General features: G+C 65.7%; 21 protein-coding genes and 1 pseudogene. 11 read left to right on the top strand and 11 right to left on the bottom strand.

Annotation, left to right across the window (positions count from 1 at the left end):
• Window positions 1–142 precede the first annotated feature (142 nt).
• The 4 genes from U5A65_RS07080 to U5A65_RS07065 form a co-directional block, all read right to left on the bottom strand.
• Window positions 143–2,374: a xanthine dehydrogenase family protein molybdopterin-binding subunit gene (locus U5A65_RS07080; protein WP_321916050.1), complete on the bottom strand. Its 2,232-nt coding sequence runs from the start codon at window positions 2,372–2,374 to the stop codon at window positions 143–145.
• Window positions 2,371–3,387 (bottom strand): xanthine dehydrogenase family protein subunit M, encoded by a 1,017-nt coding sequence (locus U5A65_RS07075; protein ID WP_321945913.1) that lies wholly within the window; start codon window positions 3,385–3,387, stop codon window positions 2,371–2,373. The genes U5A65_RS07080 and U5A65_RS07075 overlap by 4 nt, the downstream gene beginning before the upstream one ends.
• A 17-nt stretch (window positions 3,388–3,404) precedes the next feature.
• A complete protein-coding gene (locus U5A65_RS07070) occupies window positions 3,405–4,121 on the bottom strand; it encodes a (2Fe-2S)-binding protein (RefSeq protein WP_321916048.1) in 717 nt (238 codons plus the stop codon).
• 363 nt (window positions 4,122–4,484) lie between these two features.
• A complete protein-coding gene (locus U5A65_RS07065) occupies window positions 4,485–6,137 on the bottom strand; it encodes an FAD-dependent oxidoreductase (RefSeq protein ID WP_321916047.1) in 1,653 nt (550 codons plus the stop codon).
• Here U5A65_RS07065 and U5A65_RS07060 point away from each other — a divergent pair.
• On the top strand, window positions 6,136–6,315 hold the full coding sequence (locus U5A65_RS07060) for a hypothetical protein (RefSeq protein WP_321945912.1): 180 nt from the start codon (window positions 6,136–6,138) through the stop codon (window positions 6,313–6,315). The genes U5A65_RS07065 and U5A65_RS07060 overlap by 2 nt on opposite strands.
• A gap of 17 nt (window positions 6,316–6,332) precedes the next feature.
• Here U5A65_RS07060 and U5A65_RS07055 read toward each other — a convergent pair whose 3' ends face one another.
• Window positions 6,333–7,301 (bottom strand): LysR family transcriptional regulator, encoded by a 969-nt coding sequence (locus tag U5A65_RS07055; protein ID WP_321945911.1) that lies wholly within the window; start codon window positions 7,299–7,301, stop codon window positions 6,333–6,335.
• 71 nt (window positions 7,302–7,372) lie between these two features.
• Here U5A65_RS07055 and U5A65_RS07050 point away from each other — a divergent pair, with 71 nt between their 5' ends.
• The gene (locus U5A65_RS07050) at window positions 7,373–8,443 is read left to right on the top strand and encodes a zinc-binding dehydrogenase (RefSeq protein WP_321945910.1); all 1,071 of its coding nucleotides are present in this window, start codon (window positions 7,373–7,375) and stop codon (window positions 8,441–8,443) included.
• A gap of 81 nt (window positions 8,444–8,524) precedes the next feature.
• On the opposite strand, the gene U5A65_RS07045 is transcribed toward U5A65_RS07050, so the two are convergent.
• The gene (locus U5A65_RS07045; protein ID WP_321916044.1) at window positions 8,525–9,817 is read right to left on the bottom strand and encodes an aspartate carbamoyltransferase; all 1,293 of its coding nucleotides are present in this window, start codon (window positions 9,815–9,817) and stop codon (window positions 8,525–8,527) included.
• Between the two features lie 301 nt (window positions 9,818–10,118).
• On the opposite strand from U5A65_RS07045, the gene U5A65_RS07040 reads away from it, so the two are divergent.
• The 4 genes from U5A65_RS07040 to dapA all read left to right on the top strand — a co-directional run bounded on the left by U5A65_RS07040 (window position 10,119) and on the right by dapA (window position 13,100).
• Window positions 10,119–11,069, top strand: coding sequence for a M23 family metallopeptidase (locus tag U5A65_RS07040; RefSeq protein ID WP_321945909.1), 951 nt, complete (start codon window positions 10,119–10,121; stop codon window positions 11,067–11,069).
• Entirely contained in the window at window positions 11,062–11,418 is a 357-nt protein-coding gene (locus U5A65_RS07035; RefSeq protein WP_321916042.1) for a hypothetical protein, read from the top strand. Before U5A65_RS07040 ends, U5A65_RS07035 begins: the two co-directional genes overlap by 8 nt.
• A 55-nt stretch (window positions 11,419–11,473) precedes the next feature.
• Window positions 11,474–11,923: a polymer-forming cytoskeletal protein gene (locus tag U5A65_RS07030; protein WP_321916041.1), complete on the top strand. Its 450-nt coding sequence runs from the start codon at window positions 11,474–11,476 to the stop codon at window positions 11,921–11,923.
• 322 nt (window positions 11,924–12,245) lie between these two features.
• Window positions 12,246–13,100: a 4-hydroxy-tetrahydrodipicolinate synthase gene (gene dapA, locus U5A65_RS07025; protein ID WP_321916039.1), complete on the top strand. Its 855-nt coding sequence runs from the start codon at window positions 12,246–12,248 to the stop codon at window positions 13,098–13,100.
• A gap of 193 nt (window positions 13,101–13,293) precedes the next feature.
• Here dapA and U5A65_RS07020 read toward each other — a convergent pair.
• The 4 genes and pseudogenes from U5A65_RS07020 to U5A65_RS07005 all read right to left on the bottom strand — a co-directional run.
• Window positions 13,294–13,524: pseudogene (locus U5A65_RS07020) on the bottom strand (DUF2866 domain-containing protein); the annotation flags it as partial.
• Window positions 13,525–13,814: 290 nt separating this feature from the next.
• Complete coding sequence (locus U5A65_RS07015) at window positions 13,815–14,012, bottom strand: DUF3562 domain-containing protein (protein WP_158760939.1); 198 nt, start codon at window positions 14,010–14,012, stop codon at window positions 13,815–13,817.
• 262 nt (window positions 14,013–14,274) lie between these two features.
• Window positions 14,275–15,336 carry an alkene reductase gene (locus U5A65_RS07010; RefSeq protein ID WP_321916038.1) on the bottom strand — a complete coding sequence of 354 codons (1,062 nt, stop codon included), beginning with the start codon at window positions 15,334–15,336 and terminating at the stop codon, window positions 14,275–14,277.
• A gap of 114 nt (window positions 15,337–15,450) precedes the next feature.
• Entirely contained in the window at window positions 15,451–15,774 is a 324-nt protein-coding gene (locus tag U5A65_RS07005; RefSeq protein ID WP_321916037.1) for a metalloregulator ArsR/SmtB family transcription factor, read from the bottom strand.
• Between the two features lie 291 nt (window positions 15,775–16,065).
• On the opposite strand from U5A65_RS07005, the gene U5A65_RS07000 reads away from it, so the two are divergent.
• Entirely contained in the window at window positions 16,066–17,475 is a 1,410-nt protein-coding gene (locus U5A65_RS07000) for a cytosine permease (protein WP_321945908.1), read from the top strand.
• Window positions 17,476–17,502: 27 nt separating this feature from the next.
• Here U5A65_RS07000 and U5A65_RS06995 read toward each other — a convergent pair whose 3' ends face one another.
• Window positions 17,503–18,429, bottom strand: a complete 927-nt coding sequence (locus tag U5A65_RS06995) for a LysR family transcriptional regulator (RefSeq protein ID WP_321916035.1) — start codon at window positions 18,427–18,429, stop codon at window positions 17,503–17,505.
• 172 nt (window positions 18,430–18,601) lie between these two features.
• Between U5A65_RS06995 and U5A65_RS06990 the strand changes: the two genes are divergently transcribed.
• Genes U5A65_RS06990 through argE form a run of 4 tightly spaced genes read left to right on the top strand, consistent with a single transcriptional unit; the run spans window position 18,602 to window position 22,214 of the window.
• The gene (locus tag U5A65_RS06990) at window positions 18,602–19,942 is read left to right on the top strand and encodes an NAD(P)/FAD-dependent oxidoreductase (RefSeq protein WP_321916034.1); all 1,341 of its coding nucleotides are present in this window, start codon (window positions 18,602–18,604) and stop codon (window positions 19,940–19,942) included.
• Window positions 19,942–20,373 (top strand): RidA family protein, encoded by a 432-nt coding sequence (locus U5A65_RS06985; protein ID WP_321916033.1) that lies wholly within the window; start codon window positions 19,942–19,944, stop codon window positions 20,371–20,373. Before U5A65_RS06990 ends, U5A65_RS06985 begins: the two co-directional genes overlap by 1 nt.
• Before the next feature lie 10 nt (window positions 20,374–20,383).
• Window positions 20,384–21,061 carry a DUF1028 domain-containing protein gene (locus U5A65_RS06980; RefSeq protein WP_321945907.1) on the top strand — a complete coding sequence of 226 codons (678 nt, stop codon included), beginning with the start codon at window positions 20,384–20,386 and terminating at the stop codon, window positions 21,059–21,061.
• A complete protein-coding gene (gene argE / locus U5A65_RS06975; protein ID WP_321945906.1) occupies window positions 21,054–22,214 on the top strand; it encodes an acetylornithine deacetylase in 1,161 nt (386 codons plus the stop codon). The genes U5A65_RS06980 and argE overlap by 8 nt, the downstream gene beginning before the upstream one ends.
• Window positions 22,215–22,218: the final 4 nt, after the last annotated feature.

Raw genomic sequence — 22,218 nt, 5'->3', positions numbered from 1 at the left:
CGCGAAGAGGGGGAGCAGTGATTGTGCGGCGCAAGCGCGCGCGAGGCAAGCCCCGCCCGCGCTATTTGCCTTGCGCCGCAAGGATTAGCCGCTCATGCACTATGCGGGTGCAGGATCGTCATTGCAGGCCACACAGTGCCGGTCATACGAGCGAATTCATCTGCGGAACGACCTTGTCGAGCGTGATCGGCAAATCGCGCACGCGCACGCCGGTGGCGTGATACACGGCGTTTGCAATGGCCGCAGGCACGCCGGTTATGCCGATCTCGCCGATGCCGCGCACGCCGAGCGGATTGAAGCGCAGATCCGGCTCGCCCACGAACAGCACGTCCAGCTCGCGGATATCCGCGTTCACGGGCACGTGATACTCCGCGAGATTGTTGTTCGCAATGCGGCCCATGCGCGTGTCGAAAAGCCCCTCTTCGTGCAGGGCCGTGCCCACGCCCCACACCATGCCGCCCATCAACTGGCTGCGCGCGGTCTTTTCGTTGAGCACGCGCCCTACGTCGTACGCGCCGACGATGTGCGCCACGCGTATCGTTCCCGTATCGGCATCGACATGCACTTCGGCGAACACCGCGCCGAATGAGTGAAACGCGTACTGCTGCTTTTCCGCGCCGGGCCTGGTCGCGACCTGCGCCTCCAAAGGCTGTCCGCCCGCGCGTGCGATGACGGCGGCGGCCGGATCGCGGCGCGAGCTGTCGCTGCGGCTCACGACCCAGCCGTCCTGCACGCTCACGTCGTCGTTGGCGAGACCGTAGACGGGCGAACCGCGGTCCGCGCGCGCGAGCGCGACGAGCTTGTCGCGCACGGCGGTGCACGCGGCCTGCACGGCGGGCGAGACGCTTGCCGCCGACTGCGAGCCGCCCGAAACCGGCGCTTGCGGCAAGGTCGAATCGCCCAGCGCAAAGTGGATGCGACTGGGCGGGAAGCCGAGCGCGTCGGCGGCCACCTGGGTCATGACCGTGTAAGTGCCGGTGCCGATGTCCTGAGTGCCCGACGCGACCATCGCAGTGCCGTCGGGCAAGATACGCGCCACGGCGGCGGCTTCGCTGCGATTCGCGGGGTAGGTCGCGCTGGCCATGCCAAGGCCGATGAGCGTATTGCCGTTGCGCATGGCGCGCGGCGTGGCGATGCGCCGCGACCAGTTGAAGCGTTGCGCGCCCGTTTCATAGCATTGGCGCAGCGCTTTCGACGACCACGGCTTGCCGTCCTGCGGCTCGCTTTCGGCGTAGTTCTTCAGGCGCAACGCAACCGGGTCCATCTTCAGCTGCCATGCCAGTTCGTCCATGGCGGATTCGAGCGCGAATGAGCCCGTGGTTTCACCGGGCGCGCGCATGAAGGTCGGCGTGCCGACATTCAGGGGTACGACACGATGGCTCGTGCTGCAATTGGGCACCGCGTACATCATGCGTGTGATGAGGCCGGACATCTCGAGCCAGTCTTCGAACGAGGACGTGTGGGCGAACGTGTCGTGGCGGAGGGCCGTAAGCGTGCCATCCGCGCGCGCGGCGAGCGAGAGATGCTGCTCCGTGTGCGGGCGCGAGCCGACCGAGCCGAACATTTGCGGGCGCGCGAGCGCGAGGCGCACGGGGCGCCCGGTCTGCTTCGCGGCCATTGCGCACAGGCTCACGTGCGACCACGACGACCCCTTGGAACCGAAGCCGCCGCCGAGGAACGGCGAGATCACACGCACGTTGTCCGGCGCGATGCCAAACACGGCCGCCACTGCGTTGCGCGCGCCGCTCACGCCCTGGGTGGCGTCGTAGAGCGTGAGGTCGGGGCCGTCCCAATGGGCCAACGTCGCGTGCGGCTCCATCGGGTTGTGGAACTGCGTGGGCGTCGTGTAGACCGCGTCGAGCCGCACCGCACCTTCGTTCATGCCGGCCTCGACGTTGCCGCGCGTCGATTCGACCGGGCGGCCCATCGGGCTTGGCGGCGCGTGCGCGTCGCCCTTCGCGCGGTTGAAGTCGAGCGTGGCCTGCGTTGGCGAGTAGGCGATGTCGAGGTGGCGCGCGGCATCCGTCGCGTGTTCGAGCGTGTCGGCCACGACGACCGCGACAGGCTCGTTGCTGTAGCGCACGACGTTGTCCTGCAGCAGCGTGAGGTGGCGTCCGGCGGGCGGCTTGAGCGGCGAGCGCCCGCCATTGGGCAGGCGCATCGCGTTCTGGTACGTCATGACGAGCAGCACGCCGGGCATGGACTGCGCACGGCTCGCGTCGATCGACGCGATCGTGCCGCTCGCCATCGTGCTGGTGACGAGCACGGCATGGGCAAGCCGCGTTTGCGGGAAATCGCTCGCGTAGAGGGCGCCGCCCGTGACCTTGAGCATGCCGTCGATGCGGTCCATCGGTTGTCCGGTCAGCGTGCTCATGCAATCTCTCCGGTGTTTTGACCTTGCGTGCCGGCTGCGGCGAGCAGCGTCGAACGAATGATTGCGCGCTGCGCGAGCCCGACCTTGAAGGCATTGCCGCTCAGCGGTCTCGCCTGGGCGAGTTCCGCCGCTGCGGCTTCGCGTAGCGTCGTCGCGCTGAGTGTTTTTCCCGCGAGATGCTGCTCCGCCACGCTCGCGCGCCAGGGCCGATGCGCGACGCCGCCCAGCGCGATGCGCGCCGCGCGTATGCGGTGGCCGTCGAGTTGCAGCGCGCTCGCGACGGAGACGAGCGCGAAAGCATAGCTCGCGCGGTCGCGGACCTTGAGATAGTGCGAGTGCTCACTGAACAAGGGCGGGGGCAAGTCGACCGAAGTGATCAGTTCACCTGACTGAAGCGTTGTGTCGAGATCGGGCCGGTCGCCAGGCAAGCGATGAAATGAGGCGAACGGAATCGAACGTTGACCACGCGGCCCGCTCACCTGCACGGTCGCGTCGAGCGCCGCGAGCGCGACGCTCATATCGGATGGATTGACGGCCACGCATTGCGTGCTCGCGCCGAGGATCGCATGCATGCGGTTGAAGCCGCCAACCGCCGCGCAGCCGCTGCCGGGCGCGCGCTTGTTGCATTGGGAGAAAGCGGTGTCGTAAAAGTACGCGCAGCGCGTGCGTTGCATGAGATTGCCGCCCACGGTCGCCATGTTGCGCAGTTGCGGCGAAGCGCCTGCGAGCAGCGCCTGCGAGAGCAGCGGGTATTGCGTGCGCACGAGCGTGTGATTGGCCGCGTCGCTGTTGCGCACGAGCGCGCCAATGCGCAGGCCGCCGTTGGGCAGCGTTTCGACTTGATCGAGCGTCTCGATGCGCGTGATGTCGATGAGCGTCACCGGATGCGCGACGCCGCCTTTCATGAGATCGAGCAGATTCGTGCCGCCGCCGATGAACACCGCGCCGGGTCGCTGCGCGGCGGCGATCGCGCCGTTCACGTCGGCGGCGCGCTGGTACGAGATGGCATCCATGTTCGTGCCTCCGTGACTCAGGCGCTGGCCGTGTGCGCATCGCGCACGGCGGCCACGATGTTGACATAGGCGCCGCAGCGGCAGATGTTGCCGCTCATGCGCTCGCGTATTTCGGCGTCGCTCAGTTGCGCGGGGCGTGTGCGCACGTCGGGCGTGGCGGCGCTCGCCGTACCTGCTGTGAATTCGCTCAGGCATGCTGTTGCCGAGCACAACTGGCCCGGCGTGCAGAAGCCGCACTGGAAGGCATCGTGTTCGACAAAGGCACGCTGCACAGGACTCAGCGCGGCCGCGCCCGCGAGCCCTTCGACTGTGGTGATGCGCTGACCTTCGTGCATCACCGCGAGCGTGAGGCAACTGTTGATGCGCCGTCCTTCCACGAGCACCGTACATGCGCCGCACTGGCCGCGGTCGCAACCTTTCTTGGTGCCGGTGAGACCCGCATAGTCGCGCAGCGCATCGAGCAGCGTAACGCGCGGTTCGATATGCAGCGCATATTCGCGGCCGTTGATATCGAGCCTGACCGGTTGCGCGGGTGCAGGCGGCGGAGCTTGCGTTGGGGCGGTGGCCGGTGGCGCGTTCTGCGCATGCAGATGAGGCGTTGCGCTCAGTGCGGCAGCGGCAGCGGCCGATTGCAGGAAGCGGCGGCGCGTGACGTCGGCGGGCGCGCGCGAGGGGGAAGCCTGGGAGGCGTCGTCGCTATCGCACGGCGCATCGAGGGGACGTTCGTTGGACATGGCGTTCTGCGGACTCCAGAATGAAGACGGAACGTGAACCGGGGACTTCAAACGCGGGACTTCAGGCGCTGGCCGCGCGGGGTTGCGCAGGGCTTTTTCGCGCAGCGGGGTGCGTCTTTCGTGCAGCAATTCCAATGCCGCGGCCGCTCAGCCGGGCATGGCAGAACTGCAAATTGCACTTCTCGAACCCGAAAGTAAAGCGCTTGCGTGTGAATTTTTCGCTGCACATTGCTTGATGGCGCAACGCTGTCCCATGACTGACGCCAGCCCGGCGCGAAGCTGGCGCAGTGGACAGAAATGCCGTGCTGCAAGAGGAAAAAAGCGTATTGAAAGATCGCGAGCGGCGATCTGTTCTGCGAGATACTACGCGCGGTCTTCCTGGAGGTAGCGATGCACGAAGGCGATCGCCATGCTGCCTTCACCAACGGCGGAGGCCACGCGCTTGACCGGGCTCAGCCGCACGTCGCCGCAGGCAAAGATGCCGGGCACGCTCGATTCGAGCAGGTAAGGATCGCGGCGGTGCGACCAGCGCCCGGCTTTCACGGCATCGTCGCCGGTCAGCACGTAGCCGCGTTTATCGCAGGCAATCTCGGGCGGCAGCCAGCCCGTTTCCGCGTCGGCGCCAATGAACACGAACAGGCCGCCGCATTCGCGCCGGCTCACGCTTGCGCTGGCCGTGTCGAGCACGTCGATGGCGTCGAGATGCGTCTCCCCGTGCACGCCGACCACTTCGGAATTCAGCTCGACGCGCACATTCTCCTTGCCGGCCAACTGCTCGACGAGATAGCGCGACATCTTGTTCTCGAGCGATTCGCCACGCACGACGAGCGTGACGGCGCGCGCATGATTGGCGAAGTACAGCGCGGCCTGTCCCGACGAATTGCCACCGCCGATCAGATACACGTCGAGTCCGTGCGTTCCGCTCGCTTCGCTGCGCGCCGCGCCGTAATAAATGCCCTTGCCGATGAAGCGGTCGAAGCCCTCGATCGCCAGGCGCCGCCACGTGACGCCCGTCGCGAGAATGAGTGTGTGCGCGCGCACCATGTCGCCGCCGTCCAGATGGACTTCGCGCGCGGCGGTATCCACACGCGCGACGGCGCGCGTGACGAGGATCTCCGCGCCGAGCCGCCTGGCTTGCTGCAATGCGCGGCTCGCCAGTTCGTCGCCGGAAATGCCGCCAGGAAAGCCCAGATAATTCTCGATGCGCGACGAGGTGCCGGCCTGGCCGCCCGGCGCTTCACGCTCCACCACAATGGTACGGAGTCCTTCCGACGCACCATAGACAGCGGCGGCAAGCCCGGCCGGGCCGCCGCCGATGATCAGCGTGTCGTACTCCGTGAGGCGTGGCTGGGTTTGCAGCCCGAGGCGTTCCGCGAGGTCGCGCGTCGCGGGGCGGCTTAGCAGCGTGCCGTCGGCGAGACGTAACGTCGGGCAGTCCTGCTCTTCGGGGCACGGCCCGCTCCAGCGCGCTTTGAGTTCGGGCGCATCGGGCGTCATCCACTCGCAGCTGATCTGGTTGCGCGCGAGGAACTGGCGCAGATTCGCGCAGGCCGGGTCCCAGCGCGCGCCTACGAGCGTCACGCGCGTTTTCGGCGGCTCAGCGGAAAGGCCCTGCAAGCCGCCTATGCGTTCGCGCGCGAGCGCGCCCATGCGCGTGGCGACGTCGGACGAGGCGGCGGCCAGCGAGTAGTAGTGCTGCGCATCCACGCGCATGACGCGCGAGGGCAGGGCCGCGCGATACGCGCCCGGAAAGGGCGAGCTGAGCGCGAGCGGCACCTCGCCGAAGATCGTGCCGGGCAAGCGCCACCCAAGCGTGCGCTCGACGCCGTCGAACAGCTTCACGACCTCCATCTTGCCGGACAGCACGGCATACAGCGCGCGCTCGCCGCCTTCATGCACGGCGTATTCGCCGGGATTCAGATGCAGATCCGCGGAGGTTTGGGCGAGGCGCTCGAGTTCGGCTTCGGGGAGCGTGGAGAAAAGCGGGACCGCGCGGATTTCGTCTGGAGTCAGCATGGCTTCGCAAGTAGCGGGCAAGCAGGAAACGACGATGGGACAGCGGCGTGAGGACCGTGCCTGGGTGTGGCGGCGCGGCCGTTTTTTTGACGTCTCATGCAGTATAGCTGGCGCGCATGCGGTCGCTTTCCTGGGGTTTCCTGGGTTCGCCTGGTTGTTCGTCGAAGCAATCGACTGACGAATTGCGCACGCGTTTCAATCGAGAGGATCGCTAACCATGCCGCCGGTAGTCAACGCGGCCACGGTTTCGCGCAGCCACACTAGCGCGGGGTCGGCGTGATTGCGCGGATGCCATGCCGCATGCATCGAAAAGCCGCGTGCCTCGAACGGCAGCTCGAACAGGTCCACGCGGTCCCGGTAGCGCGCGATGAGCCGGTAAGGCAGCGTCGCCACGTAATCCGTGCGTGCAAGCACCTCCGGCACGAGCGTGAAGTGCTGCACCGAGTGCGCCACGCGGCGGCGGCGGCCAAGCGCTTCGAGATGCTCGTCCATGAAGCCGAAGAAGCTCGCGCCGCTCGTGGAAACGAGCACGTGCTCGAGTGCGCAATAGCTGTCCAGGTCGAAGGCGGTGCCGCCGCGCGGGTGCCCTTTGCGCTGCGCCACGACGAAACGTTCGTCGTAGAGCTTTCTGGCCTTCAGCGTGGGCGGCACCTGCTGCGCGGAACCGAGCAGCAAGTCGATTTCGCCGCGCTCGAAACGCTCCGCGAGCGAACCGGATTCAATGGCGATGAACGCCAGCTGCAGCCCGGGCCCAGCCACGCGCGGCCATTCGATCATCAGCGGCAGGCCGAGCACGGCCACGCACTGGTCGCTTGCGGCGACCACGAAGCGCCGCGTGCCCGTGAGCGGATCGAAGGCCGGCTCGCGGCGCACCACGGTTTCGAGCGTCTTGAGCGCCGCATGCAGCGGCTCCATTAGTTCGAGCGCGCGCGCCGTGGGCGCCATGCCGCGGCCAGTGGCGGCGGGAATGAGCAGCGGGTCGTCGAAGAGCTGGCGCAGTCGCGCGAGTTGTGCCGAAACGGCCGGTTGCGTGAGATTCAGGCGCGCTGCGGCGCGCGTCACGTTCGACTCGGCGAGCAGGGCGTCGAGCGACACGAGCAGGTTCAGATCGATGCCGGAGAGATCAATCACGGTGATAGGTGGAATGTCGGCGATTGATTTCAAGAATACGTCTCGCTCGCCTAGAGTTCAATCCGTCAGATCAGCCGTGAACACCCTTTCCACCAGGAGAAGTCATGAAAGCATGGATGCTCGATCAACCGGGCCAGCCGCTCGCGCTGCGCGAGGTGCCGCAACCCGAAGCGCGCCGCGGCGCGCTGCTGGTGGGCGTGGAGGCCGTGCCGCTCTTGAGCTACACGCGCCAGTACGTGCAGGGCAAGCTGCCCTACGGCTACCCGCCGGGGCCGTTTTCGCCCGGGACCAACGCCATCGGCCGGGTGCTTGCGGTCGGCGAAGGCGTGTATGGCTATCGCGCAGGCCAGCGCGTGGCGCTGAGCCCCTACTGGATTGCCGACGAAGCGCTGCGCGAGCCCGCTCAGGCGCTGATCGGGCTGACGGCGATCAGCCCTGACAGCGCACCGATGCTCGGCGATTTCCCGCACGGCACGCTGCGCGAGGCGGTCGAGTTTCCGGCCTCGACGGTGTTCCCGCTCGACGGCCTCGATCACGTACCTTCGGCGCGGCTCGCGGCGCTCGGCAAGCTCGTGGTGCCGTTCGGCGGCCTGCGGCGCGGCCGGCTCGCGGCAGGCGAAACCGTGGTGGTGAACGGTGCGGCCGGCGCGTTTGGCTCGGCGGCCGTGCTCGATGCGCTCGCGCTCGGCGCGGGCCGTGTCGTGGCGCTCGGCCGGCGCGCCGCGGCGCTGGCGCCGCTCACGAAGCTCGGCGCCGGTCGCGTGGTGACGGTGGCGCTCAGCGGCGAGATGGCGCGCGACGTGGAGGCCATCCGCGCCGCCGCGAACGGCGGGGCCGATCTCGCCTTCGACATGGTCGGCCACGCCACCGACCCGGGCGCCACGCTATCGGCGCTGCGCAGTCTGCGCCGCAATGGCCGCATGGTGCTGATGGGCAGCATGGAGGTGGACTTGCCGATCAAGTATGGGGAGATGATGCTCAACAACTGGGAGTTGATGGGTCACTTCATGTACAGCGGCGCGGACTACCGCGCGCTGATCGCGCTCGTGCAGTCGGGCCAGTTGCCGCTCGATGCGATCGAAGTGGAGCGCCACGCGTTCGATGCGCTGGAGACCGCGATCGACGCGGCGGAAAAGGCCGAAGGGCTCACGTGCGTTGCGGTGTGCACGTCGTAAAGCGCACACGCTCCAAAAGCCAATCGGCCCGCAAGCGCGACTGACGCTTGCGGGCCGATTTCGTTGCGAGTGCAACGAGTGTTAGTCGATGCCGTGGAACACGGCGTCGTCCGGGCCGAGGTAGGCGGGCGGACGCCACACTGCGTCGCGCATCGAGTGCTGCACGAGATTTTCCACGCCCAGCAGCACCGCGAAGATCGCCATGCGCACCGGAATGCCGTTGTCGGTCTGGCGGAAGATCGCGAGGCGCGGATCGTGGTTCAGATCGGTCGAAAGATCGTTGGCGCCCGGGCGGCTGTCGCGCGGCAGCGGGTGCATCACGAGCGTTTCGGGGCTGCAGCACTCGTCCATGGTTGCCTGGTTGATCTGGAATTCGGGCGTGTAGCCTTCGAACGACTCGTCGGCGAAGCGCTCCTTCTGGATGCGTGTGGCGTACACCACGTCCGCGCCGCGCAGACCTGCGCGCAGGTCGTGCGTTTGCTCGACCACGTGTCCATTGGTCGAGATCTTGTCGACGATGTACGCCGGCATTTCGAGCTGCGGCGGCGAAATGAGCGTGAACTTGATGCCGCGATACAGTGCGAGCAGCTTCACGAGCGAGTGCACCGTACGGCCGTACTTGAGGTCGCCCACGAGCGCGATATGCGCGCCGTCGACGATCTTGCCCAGACGCGAGAACTCGCGCTGGATCGTGTAGAGGTCGAGCAGCGCCTGGCTCGGGTGTTCGCCGGGACCGTCGCCGCCATTGATCACGGGAATGTTCACCGCGCGCGCGAATTCGGCCACCGAGCCTTGATCAGGATGCCGAATCACCATCGCGTCCACGTAGCCGGCCATCACGCGGCTCGTGTCGTAGATCGATTCGCCCTTGGCCATCGAGGAGAACGTGAAGCCGGTCGTGTCGCACACCGAGCCGCCCAGGCGGCAGAACGCGGCGCCAAAGCTCACGCGCGTACGCGTGCTGGCTTCGAAGAACAGGTTGCCGAGCACCGCGCCTTCGAGCACGCGCGAGATTTTCCGGCGGCGCGCGATGGGCTGCATGATGTCGGCCACGCGGAACAGGGCTTCGACGGAGTCGCGCGAGAACTGGTCCACGGAAAGCAGCTGCGGCTTGCCTTCGAACTGCATCTGGCTCGCGAGCGAACGCGAATCTACGCTTTGCGTATAGTCTTCGCGCGGCTCGCCATTGCCGACGATTTCCGAAACGAAGCGCTCGACGATCTCCGGCATGGCGCGCGATTCCTGCGACTCCTCGGGCAAGAGCCAGGTGTCGAGCGCGCGACGCGATACGCCGATGCGGCTCGCGAATGCGTCGCGGGTCATGTTCAGACGCCGCATGGCGTCACGGAGGAAGGCTTGTTGCGGAACGCTCATGCTGGCACCCGTGAGTTCTGGTTGATGTACGCGGTGCGTATATTAGTTCGGCGGTGCGAGAAGTCAAGTTCTTTTGTCGGAAGAGCGCTCGAGGGGCGTTGCCGCGCCCGCAAAATCGCCGGTCAAGCCGTGTGGCCCTTAATTTGGGATAGCGCTTTTTGCGACGCCACGATAATCGACGTTTTGAATTTTTCCGGGCCGGCGTCCGCCGGCCGTGGCAGCCAAAGATGTCCGCTTTACCTCCCGCATTGCGCTCCCGCTGTGCGAGCGTGCGACTCGCACGGTCCTCACGGAGCCAGCCATGAAATTGCCGTGGTCCAGCTCTGCCGGTGATCTCACCAAGGGCGACGTCCGCTTCGTCACGCACGAGACAGCGCGGCGCGCTGCGATCGCCTCGGCGTGCGCGGCGGCCGTGCTTGCGCTCGCCGGCGGCGTGGCCATCGGCCATTTCGCGCGCGCTCCGGTCGCGTCCGGTCCCGCCGGGGCGAATCAGCATCACTACGTGGTCGGTGAAATCGGGCGCATGGACGCCTCCATCGCCTTGCTCGATCCGCGCATCGAGCGGCTCGCGGCAGAACTCGCGCAATTGCGCCAGTTCGACCAGCGGCTGCGCGCGCAACCGGCTCGCGGCGCTGCAACGGCACCCGCGCCCGCGCGCTCGGGCGACGAAGGCAACGACGCCGACGGTGAGGGCGGCCCCGCGCTCGCGCCGCGCCGCTGCGTGGAGGCGTCCGCCGCGCAGGCGAACGCCAAGGCCGTCAACGGCGCAATCGACTGCATGGCCGCGACGCTCTCCGCACTCGAGCAGGCCACCGCCGAGCACGAGGCGGCATGGGACGCGTTCCCGGGCCGCCGCCCGCTCGATGGCGGCCGCAACGGCTCGCCGTTCGGCAATCGCATCGATCCGTTCACGCAGCGTCTGAGCTTTCATCCGGGCATGGACCTCGTTGCGCCGACTGGCACGCCGATCCTCGCCGCGGCGGGCGGCCGCGTGATCTTCGCGGGTCCGAAAGCGGGCTACGGCAATGCCGTCGAGATCGACCACGGCAACGGCTTCGTCACGCGTTACGGCCATGCCTCGAAGATCGACGTGCGGGTGGGCCAGATCGTGCTGCCCGAGGAGCATATCGCCGACGTGGGCTCGACGGGCCGCTCGACGGGCCCGCATCTGCACTTCGAAGTGCTCGTGCACGGGCAGCCGGTCAATCCCGCCGACTATCTCGCACTCTTCGTTGCGCCCATCAATGGCTGATCCGCGACGTACCCCGCGCACGCATACGAATGCCGATCGTGCTTACGAATTGCAGCCGGTGCGCTCGCTTGCGTGGCGCGTGGGTGGCGCGACGCTTTGGGCCGTGCTCGCCGCGACGGCCGGTGCGGGCGTGACGGCGTGGCTGCTCAAGCCGCAAGCCGAGCCGAGTTGCCCCGTGGTCGCGCCCGACGCCTTGAGCCGCGAACTCGGCGACACGCAATTGCGGCTCGAGCAGGAGCGCGCCGCGCGCGCCGCGCTGCAAACCACGGCGCAAGGCGCGCAGGCCACCATCGCGAAGCTGCAGGCCGAACTCGTGTTCCTGCGAAACCATGGCGCCGGTTCGCGCTGAGCCTCGACGAGCGCCGCACATCTTCATCGACACTCACACCACACGGTAGCTTTCCATGTTCAGCAACAAGAAAAAGCCGCAAGCCGGCATCGAGCAAACCAAGCTGGCGACGTTGATCGCACAGGACATCGCGATCACAGGCGACCTCGAATACGCCGACGGGCTGCGCCTCGACGGCCGCGTGCACGGCAACGTGTCCAGCAAACCCGGCGCGAAAACGTTGCTCGTGTTGAGCGAGCGCGGCGCGATCGAGGGCAACGTGCACGGCTACGACATCGTGGTGAACGGGCGCATAGAGGGCGACGTGATCGCCGATCACTTCGTCGAACTGCAACCGAACGCGCACGTGGTCGGCAACATCTACTACCAGCAGTTGCAGATGGACTGCGGCGCTTCGGTGGACGGCAAGCTCACCAAGCGCGATCCCGGCAGTAGCAGCGATAGCGGCGACATGCAGAGCCTGCTGCTCGATTCGCCCCAGTTCGAGGTCCTGCCGCGCGAGTGAGCGCGAGTGAGTACGAACCGCGCGCCCGCAAATGCGCGATCTCGGTTACACTGCGCGACATGCCACGTCACCCGCTCCGTCACGATCTGCCGAATGTCACCGCCGCCACGCGCGCGGTGTCGTCGCTCGCGCAGGCCGCATCGGAGTGGCTGAAAGCCAAATCCAAAAAACAGCCGCTCATCTGACCGGAGTCTGCTGTTCCGTCAGATGTGCGACGGAACAGCCAGTCGAAGGCGCCCGGCCTTCCGCCTCACTCCCGGCTTGCTTCCCTCCTGCGCACCGCTGAGCGGACCTTCCATACGGTCGAGTTCAAAGGAAAGTCATGTCTGAGTTTTCGGGTATCTGGATTCCGCTCATTACGCCGTTCAACGCCGGCGCGGTCGATCATGCCGCGCTCGACACGCTCGTGCGCCATTACGTCGAAGCCGGCGTGGCCGGCTTTGTCGCGCTCGGCACGACCGGTGAACCCGCCGCCCTAAGCGACGCAGAAGCCGACGACGTACTCGCCACCGTGCTGGCCTCGGCCGGCGGCCTGCCGGTCGTGGCGGGCGTGAGCGGCAATCACACGGCGGCGGTGTGCGAACGCATCGCAGCGCTCAATGAGCGGCCCATCGCGGGCGTGCTGGCGGCGGCGCCTTACTACATCCGTCCGGCGCAGGCGGGCGTGATCGGCCACTTCGCCGCGCTCGCCGATGCGAGCCGCAAGCCCCTGATCATTTACGACATCCCCGCGCGCACGGGCGTGCGCATCGAGTTGCCGAGCCTGCTCGAACTCGCGGCGCACGAGCGTATCGTCGCGGTGAAGGACTGTGGCGGCTCGCTCGACAAGACCCTCGCGCTGATTCTCGACGGCCGTTTGCAGGTGCTCTGCGGCGAGGACATCGACATGTTCGGCGCGATGTGCGCGGGCGCGAGCGGGGCGATCGCGGCGTCGGCGCATTGGCGGCCGGAGCGTTTCGTGGCGATGGCGCGCGCGTTGCAGGAAGGGCGTCTCGCCGATGCGCGCGCGATCTGGCACACGCTTGTGCCGCTCGTGCGCGCGGCGTTCGCGGAGCCGAATCCGGGGCCGGTGAAAGCGGGGCTCGCAGCGTGCGGGTTGATCCGCAATGAACTGCGCGCGCCGATGACGCGCGTGAGCGGGGAACTGGAGGAGTCGCTCGCGCGGCTCGTGATTTGACACTTCCCGTGCGGCACTTCCCGTGCGGCACTGTCCATGCGGGACGGCGGCGTGACGAGATGAGATGCGGCGTGCGCGCCGCCCGAAAGCGGCGCTTCTAGCGCGCCGCGCGTGCGTTCGTGGCGCTCGATGCACGGCGGCGGCGCGTGCGCGGCCGTTCGACTGCAGCGGGTTCGCCGTTCAGCAGAATGCGGCGGCCGGGCACGTGCTGCGCGACGAGGCGAGCGATATCGAGCGCTGTGCTCTCGGCGGGCACGACCTGGCGGCGCGCGCTGTCGTCGAGCGGCGTCGTCCATTCGACGAGCCGGTAGGCGCGGCCCCACGGATGCTGCAGCGGTGTGGAGACCCGGCATGACGCCACCGTCGAAGCCGCGCCGTCGCGCAGCAGGGACTGCAGGTGCACCAGTACATCGTCTTCAACCATGACCTCGCTCCTCCTAGGCTTGCCGCACAAAAAAACGCCGCCGATGTTCCGGCGGCTCAACAGGGGTTGAGCCTATGGTTGCAGCAAAGAATTAAACCAACCTTAAGAGATGGCGCTGAGCGACGAGTGCGGCGGGTAGGGCCAATGGGGGCAGCGGTGCGTGCCCGGTGTGGGCGCGCACCGCTCAGAAAGACGCGGGTGGAGCAGCCGGCCTCGCTCGGCCGGCGTAAAGACAATCTGAAAGACGGTGGCTAGCGCGGGCAGCCAGTGCACGCCGCTAGTATGGGCGACTAGTGCTTCGTGCCATTTTGCCGGAGCGTCGCTCGCGTCTTGCGCGCGGCGAACAGCGGCAGATAGTCCTGGATGCGTGCTTGCGCGCGATATTCATTGAGCGTGTCGGCGTAGATGCGCGCGACCGTTTCCTCCGGCGTGTTGGTTTCTTCGGCGATGGTATGAACGATCTCGGCAACATCGGCGGTCTTCGTCATGACTTGGCTCCGGTCAGCGAGGAGGGGTTGGCAGGCAGGGTTTGAATTCAAGGATATCCGCGCGCGGGATACCAATTGAATCCGCCTATCGGGCGCTAGTGTCGCGGGTGTGTCGACTGCGGGATCTGTGTGAACTTTACCGGCGGCTTGCGCGCGCCCCCGCATTTTCAGGCCTTCCAGCGAAAAACGGCCACGGCGAGGCGGAATGCCTGCGCCGTGGCCGCCAGTTAGCGTGCGGCCATGAGCCGCACACATGCCATGTTTACGCTGCGCTTTCGAGCGACGGATAGTCCGTGTAGCCCGTTTCACCACGCGCGTAATACGTCGAGGGATTCGGCGCGTTGAGCGGCGCGTTCAATTCGAAACGGCGCGCCAGATCGGGGTTCGCGATGAAGAGCTGGCCCCACGCGACCGCGTCGGCTTCGCCTGCCGCGAGCACGGCCTGAGCCGATTCCAGCGAGAACTTTTCGTTCGCGATGAACGGACCGCCGAATTCGGCCTTCAGTTGCGGCCCGAGACGGTTATCGCCAAGCGATTCGCGCGCAAAGACGAACGCGATCTTGCGCTTGCCGAGTTCGCGCGCCACATAACCGAACGTCGCCGCAGGATTCGAATCGCCCATCGTGTGCGCGTCGCCGCGCGGTGCGATATGCATGCCCACGCGATTCGCGCCCCACACGTCGATACACGCGTCGGTGATTTCGAGCAGCAGGCGCGCGCGATTCTCGATCGAGCCGCCATAGGCGTCCGTGCGTTGGTTGGTGCTGTCTTGCAGGAACTGGTCGATCAAATAACCATTCGCGCCGTGAATTTCCACGCCGTCGAAACCGGCCGCCTTCGCGTTGACCGCGCCCTGGCGGAACGCGGCGATCACACCGGCGATTTCTTCGGTTGCGAGCGCGCGCGGCGTGACGAAGCCGCGTTGCGGACGCACGAGGCTCACGTTGCCTTGCGGCGCGATGGCGCTCGGCGCCACCGGCAGATCGCCGTTCAGGAACACGGGGTCGGACACACGGCCCACGTGCCACAGTTGCATGAAGATGCGGCCGCCCGCGGCGTGCACCGCGTCGGTCACGATCTTCCAGCCTTCCACCTGCTCTTGCGACCAGATGCCCGGCGTTTCGGCATAGCCGACGCCTTGCGGCGTGACCGAGGTCGCTTCGCTGATGATGAGGCCGGCCGTCGCGCGCTCGGCGTAGTACTTCGCCATGAGTGCGTTGGGCACGCGTACTTCGCCCGCGCGTTGACGCGTGAGCGGGGCCATGATGATGCGGTTCGGCAGCGTGAGGTCGCCGATCTGGATGGGGTCGAAAAGCGTTGCCATGTAGGGTCACCTTGTCTGCGGGCGCGGCCCGCGGGCTGAAAAGCGATACAGGAATCGAAACGGACGATGCGGCTTCAGCGGATGTTGGGTCGCTGAAGCATCACAACCGCGGCGTCACAACTGTGCGTTCATATGGGCGATAAACGCCTCGATGACCGGCTCGTTGCGCTTGAAGAACACCCACTGCCCCACGCGTTTGGACGTGACGAGCCCGGCCTTCTGCAACACGGCCAGATGCGCGGACACCGTGGATTGCGAAAGCTGGCAATGCGCGTCGATCTTGCCTGCGCAGACACCGTTTTCGAGCGGCAGCTCCTGGTCGCCGAAATGCACCTGCGGCTCACGCAGGCTCGCGAGGATCTCGCGGCGCACGGGATTGGAGAGCGCCTTGCAGATCGCGTCGACATCCAGGGGTGCGGGGGTTGTGCGGTTCTTCATTGCGGTTGCATCGTAACTGTCCGAATCATATATCGGAATTATACGATATGGGCGATGACACTCTTTTCAATAGGGTTGTCGCTGTACATCGCGCTCTCCTTCCCCGCTTTTGCATAGCTTTGGCCTATGCAAAACATCGGGAAACAATGCTTGGCAGTCGAAATTTGTCGTCAGTTAATGCGCTCAACGTTTCGAGTGGGGCGGTCGTTTCGCCCTGGCCCTGCACTTGTTTTGCACCTTCGTCGCGCGTGCCGATTTCATAAACACGCAGGCGAGCCAATGGAGATTGTTATGGCAGACAACCGCAACGCGGTTCCCCTGATCGAGAAGCACACGATCGGCTACGTGCCCGAGAACGAGCGGCACGGCAAGGTTCGCGATCTCTTCACGCTTTGGTTCGGCGGCAATATCGCGCCGCTGCCGATCGTCACCGGCGCGCTCGGCGTGCAGCTTTATCACCTCAATCTCATGTGGGGCATTGTCGCGATCATCGTCGGCCAGGCGCTGGGCGGCATTCTCATGGCGCTGCATTCGGCGCAAGGCCCGCAAATGGGCATTCCGCAAATGATCCAGAGCCGCGCGCAGTTCGGCTCGCGCGGCGCGCTGCTCGTCACGGTCATCGCCGGCATCATGTACGTCGGCTTCTTCGCCTCGAATATCGTGCTGGCAGGCAAGTCGCTGCACGGCATTCAATCGTCGATTCCCGTGCCCGCCGGCATCGTGATCGGCGCGCTCGGGTCTGGGCTCATCGGCATCATCGGATACCGCTTCATACACGTGCTGAATCGCATCGGCACGTGGGTGCTCGGCATCGGGATCGCCGTGGGCTTCGGCTATATCGTCACGCACGTGCAATCGACGGATTTCCTCACGCGCGGCGGCTTCAACTTCGCCGGCTGGCTCGCGACGGTGTCGCTCTCCGCGCTGTGGCAAATCGCGTTCGCGCCGTATGTCTCCGACTATTCGCGCTACCTGCCGAAGAATGTGGGCGTCGCGTCGACGTTCTGGGCAACGTACCTCGGCTGCGTGCTCGGCTCAACGCTCGCGTTCGTATTCGGCGCGGTGGCCGTGCTCGCGGTTCCGGCCGGCGCTGACACGATGGATGCGGTGAAGGCCTCGACCGGCGCGATCGGCCCATTCATGCTCGTGTTGTTCCTGCTGAGCGTGATTAGTCACAACGCGTTGAATTTGTACGGCGCCGTGCTTTCGGTCATCACGTCGCTGCAGACGTTCGCATATCGCTGGATTCCGACCGCGAAGTCGCGCGCGGTGCTCTCGATCATCATCCTGACCGCGTGCTGCTTTGCGGCGGTGGGCGCGTCGAAGGACTTCGTCGGGCATTTCGTCGATCTCGTGCTCGCGCTGCTCGTCGTGCTCGTGCCGTGGACGGCAATCAATCTGATCGACTTCTATGTGATTCACAAGGGCGACTACGACGTTCAGTCGATCTTTCGCGTCGATGGCGGCATTTACGGGCGGTTCAATCCGCAAGCGCTGATCGCCTATGCAGTCGGGATCCTCGTGCAGATCCCGTTCATGAACACGCCGATGTACGTGGGTTCGTTCTCGGCGCACCTGGACGGCGCGGACCTGTCCTGGCTCGTCGGCATCATCGTCACGACGCCGCTTTACTTGTGGCTCGCCACGCGCGACACAGCGTACCGCCGCCGGCTCACCCAGCCGTCCGCGCAGGTCCAGTAAATCGCGCGGATCGCCGCCTTCGACTGATCAATGCTTGAAGCGCAAGCGCCGGATATAGCTTTCGCAGAACGCGGCGAAGCGCTTCACCACTTCGCGTTGCCGCACGGTGCTCGACGTTGCAATGCCGAGCGTCGTTGCGGGAACGGCCTCCTTGAAGCGCTTGACGACGAATTCCTCGCCATCCACGGTGCGGCACGACTCTAGCGGGAAGTTGAGAATGCTGTAGCCCAGACCGTTCGCGACCATGCCGCGCACGACTTCGGGCTGTGCGGAGCGGAACGCGGCGACCGGGCGGCTGCCTGCCGCGTCGAAAAGCGTCGAGAAGTATTCGCGGCTGTGCGGAAGATCGAGCATCACGTAAGGCTCCGGCAGCAAGTCCTTCAGCGAGACCTTCGCTGCGCGTGCGAGCCGGTGATTTTTCGGCAGGATCACGTAAGGCGGCAGCGAGACAACTGGCACGAAGGCGATGCCTTCCGCAATGTCGAGGCTATACGTGAGGGCGATATCCAGCGAGCCGTCGCTGAGCCCGCTCAGCAGGCCGTCCTGATGCGCTTCTCTCGTCATGAACGTGATCGACGCATGTTCGCGCAGGAACGCGCTGATGAGCGACGGCATGAGCGGCGGCGCAAGCGAAACGAGGCAGCCGAGCGAGACGGTGCCGGATACGCCGCCGTCGAGTTCTTGTGCCGTGAGTTGCAGTTCCTCGGCGCTCTTCAGGAGGCTGCGCGCATGCACAAGCAGATCGCGGCCCGGTTGGGTGAGCGAGAGCCCGCTTGCGTGATGGCGGATGAACAATTGCACGCCGAACGACGACTCTAGTTCGGCCAGCGCGGTCGAGATCGAAGGCTGCGAGATGTGCAACCGCTTCGCCGCAGCGGTGAACGAAAGGGTTTCCGCAGTCGCGATGAAATAGCGCAACTGGCGCAGTGAGTAGCGAATCGATACGCCGTCCATTTCAAGGAATCTCTCGTAAAGGCGCAACCTGGGCGGCCGATAGTTCACACCCGGTTGCATAGGTAAATCCGATGCAGGGGATTTTATTTTAATAGTTTTTCCTATCCTGCGTCGCGCGTAGAGTTTGTTTCGACGAGCAGGACGTCATTCGCAAATTTGAAGGAGAACAGCCATGAAGGCTGACAACGTGTCCATCGACACACTGGTCATAGGCGCCGGTCAGGCGGGCGTGGCGATGAGCGAGCATCTCAGCAAGTCGGGCGTGCCGCATCTCGTGCTGGAGCGCGATCGCATTGCGGAGCGCTGGCGCACGGGCCGCTGGGATTCGCTGGTCGCCAACGGTCCCGCCTGGCACGACCGTTTTCCCGGCATGGAATTCGAAGGATTGGACCCCGACGCGTTCGCGGGCAAGGAGCAGGTCGCCGATTACTTCGTCGCGTATGCCAGGAAGTTCAATGCGCCCATCCGCACGGGCGTGGAGGTGACGCGCGTCGAACGCCTTCAGGGACGCCCGGGCTTCGCAGTGCAGACGAATAGCGGCACGTTCGAAGCGAATCGGGTTGTCGTGGCCACGGGGCCGTTTCAGCGCCCGGTGATTCCCGCCATCGCACCGAAGGACCCACGTCTCACGCAGCTGCACTCGGCCGACTATCGCAATCCGGCGCAGTTGCCCGCCGGCGCGGTGCTGGTGGTAGGTGCAGGTTCGTCGGGTACGCAGATCGCCGACGAACTGCGTCGTTCGGGCCGCACGGTGTACCTGTCGGTCGGGCCGCACGATCGGCCGCCGCGCGCTTATCGCAACCGCGACTTCTGCTGGTGGCTCGGCGTGCTCGGCGAATGGGACAAGGAGGTGGCAGGGCCCGGGCGCGAGCACGTGACGATTGCCGTGAGCGGCGCATATGGCGGCCAGACCATCGATTTTCGCCGGCTCGCGCATGAAGGCATGACGCTCGTCGGCGTCACGAAATCGTTCGACAACGGCGTCGTGACGTTCGAGCAGGATCTGGTGGCCAATCTCAAGCGCGGCGACGAGAACCTGATGTCGCTGCTCGACGCTGCCGATGCTTATGTCGAGCGCAACGGCATCGACCTGCCGAACGATCCTGAGGCACGCCACATCCCGGCCGATCCCGAGTGCGTTGCGCATCCACTGCGCGAACTGGATCTCGCCGCGGCCGGCGTGACGACGATCATCTGGGCAACCGGCTATGCCGTCGATTACAGCTGGCTGCATGTCGACGCGTTCGACGCGCAAGGCAAGCCGAAGCATCAGCGCGGCGTCTCGACGGAGCCGGGTGTTTATTTTCTCGGCTTGCCGTGGCTGTCGCGCCGAGGCTCGTCGTTCATCTGGGGCGTTTGGCACGACGCGAAGCACATTGCCGATCACATCGGCACGCAGCGCAAGTACCTCGACTATCGCGATGCAGCCCAACGCGAACGCGTGGCGCTCGCCACGAAAAAGACGTGCGACGAATCGCACGCAAGCACCCTCAACGAAATCGGAGTGAACTGATGCCTACCCATACCCGCATCCGCATGTTCAACACGAAGGACACCTATCCAAACCAGACGCTCGACAACGATCTGTGTCAGGCCGTACGCGCGGGCAACACCGTCTACGTGCGCGGTCAGGTCGGCACCGACTTCGACGGCAAGCTGATCGGCCTCGGCGACCCGCGCGCGCAGGCCGAGCAGGCGATGAAGAACGTCAAGCAGTTGCTCGAAGAAGCGGGCAGCGACCTGTCGCACATCGTCAAGACGACGACCTATATCATCGATCCGCGCTATCGCGAACCGGTCTATCAGGAAGTCGGCAAGTGGCTCAAAGGCGTGTACCCGATTTCGACTGGCTTGTGCGTGAGTGCGCTCGGCCAGCCGCAATGGCTGATGGAGATCGACGTGATCGCGGTGATTCCCGAGAACTGGACGCCTCGCGAGGCATAAGGAGCGGCGCATGACATTCTCGATCGTCGGACGTTGCCGGGAAACCGGCCAACTGGGTATTGCCATCAGTTCCTCGAGTATTGCCGTGGGCGCGCGTTGCCCCTGGGTGCGAGCAGGCGTCGGCGCGGTCGCGACGCAGAATGTCACGCTGCCCGCGCTTGGGCCCCGAATCCTCGATCTGATGCAGCGGCAGGAGCTTGCGCCGCATATCGCGTTGAAGCAGGCCCGCGACGCCGATGCGTTCAACGCGTATCGGCAAGTCACGGTGATCGACGCGCAGGGCCGCACCGCGTACTTCACAGGCGAGAACGCGCTCGGGGTGCATCATGCTTCGGCCGGTGATCAATGTGTTGCAGCGGGCAATATGCTCGCCGCGCCGCAAGTCATTGATGCGATGGTGCGTACATTCGAGCGCACTCAAGGGCTGCTTGCCGAGCGTCTGCTCGCTGCAATGCATGCCGCGGTGGAGGCGGGCGGCGAAGCGGGCCCGGTCCATTCGGCCGCGCTCAAGGTCGTCGACACGCAGGTCTGGCCAATCGTGGATTTGCGAGTCGATTGGGCCGACGACGATCCCATCGGCCAACTCGCGCAGCTGTGGAAAGCGTATCTCCCGCAGATGCAGGACTACGTCACGCGCGCGTTGAACCCGACCGCGGCCCCAAGCTATGGAGTGCCAGGCGATGAGTGATCGCTCCAGCCGCGCGCTGCTTGAACGGCTGATCGGCTTCGAGACCGTCAGCCGCGAATCGAATCTCGAACTGATCGCGTTCGTGCAGCGCTATCTCGCGGATCTTGGTGTCGAATGCGAGCTGTTTCATAACGCCGAGCGCACGAAAGCCAGCCTCTATGCGACTATCGGTCCGCGCGACAAGGGCGGCGTCGTGCTGTCGGGTCATACAGACGTCGTGCCCGTCGAGGGCCAGGCATGGACCGTCGACCCGTTCCGCCTCACAGAAAAGAACGGACGGCTTTACGGGCGCGGCAGCGCGGATATGAAGGGCTTTCTGGCATGCGTGCTCGCGGCGGTCCCCAGGTTCGCCGAGCGCAAGCTGAACGTGCCGGTCCATATCGCGTTTTCATACGACGAAGAAGTGGGCTGCCTCGGTGTGCGCCCGATGCTCGCGGAGCTCGAAAAGCGCGCTCACAAGCCGCGTTTGTGCATCATCGGCGAGCCGACGGAAATGAAGCCTGTGCTCGGCCACAAGGGGAAGCTCGCCATGCGCTGCCGCGTGAAGGGCGCGGCGTGTCACTCGGCGTACGCGCCGTATGGCGTGAACGCCATTCAATACGCGGCCCGACTCATCAATCGGCTGGAGAATATCGGCGAAGAACTCGCCCAGCCCGAACATCACGACGAACGTTTCGATCCGCCGTATTCGACGGTGCAAACGGGCGTCGTCACGGGCGGACGCGCGCTGAATATCGTGCCTGCCGAGTGCGAGTTCGATTTCGAAGTGCGCGCGGTGCCGGGCTTCGAGGCGCAAACGGTGGCTGAGCGGATCGAGTCGTATGCGCAGGCGGAACTGCTGCCGAAAATGCGCAAGGTTCACGCCGATGCCGATATCCGCTTCGAGCCCTTGAACGCTTATCCTGGCCTGGCAACACCGCCGGATAGCGAGGCGGCGCAGCTGCTCGCCGTGATCAGCGAGCTGCGCGACTTCGGCACGGTTGCGTTCGGCACCGAGGGTGGATTATTTACGCGCGCGGGCATTCCCACGGTCGTGTGCGGGCCCGGCAGCATGGAGCAAGGCCACAAGCCCGACGAGTTCGTGAGCGTCGATCAACTCGGCCGCTGCGATGCGATGCTGGCGCGGCTTGTCGAGCATATCGCGCGCGCGTAGCGCT

The sequence above is a fragment of the Paraburkholderia sp. J10-1 genome, assembly GCF_905220165.1.
Classification (GTDB): Bacteria; Pseudomonadota; Gammaproteobacteria; order Burkholderiales; family Burkholderiaceae; genus Paraburkholderia.
Note: the sequence above shows the minus strand (reverse complement) of the source record. Positions and strands in the feature narration are given on the sequence as shown.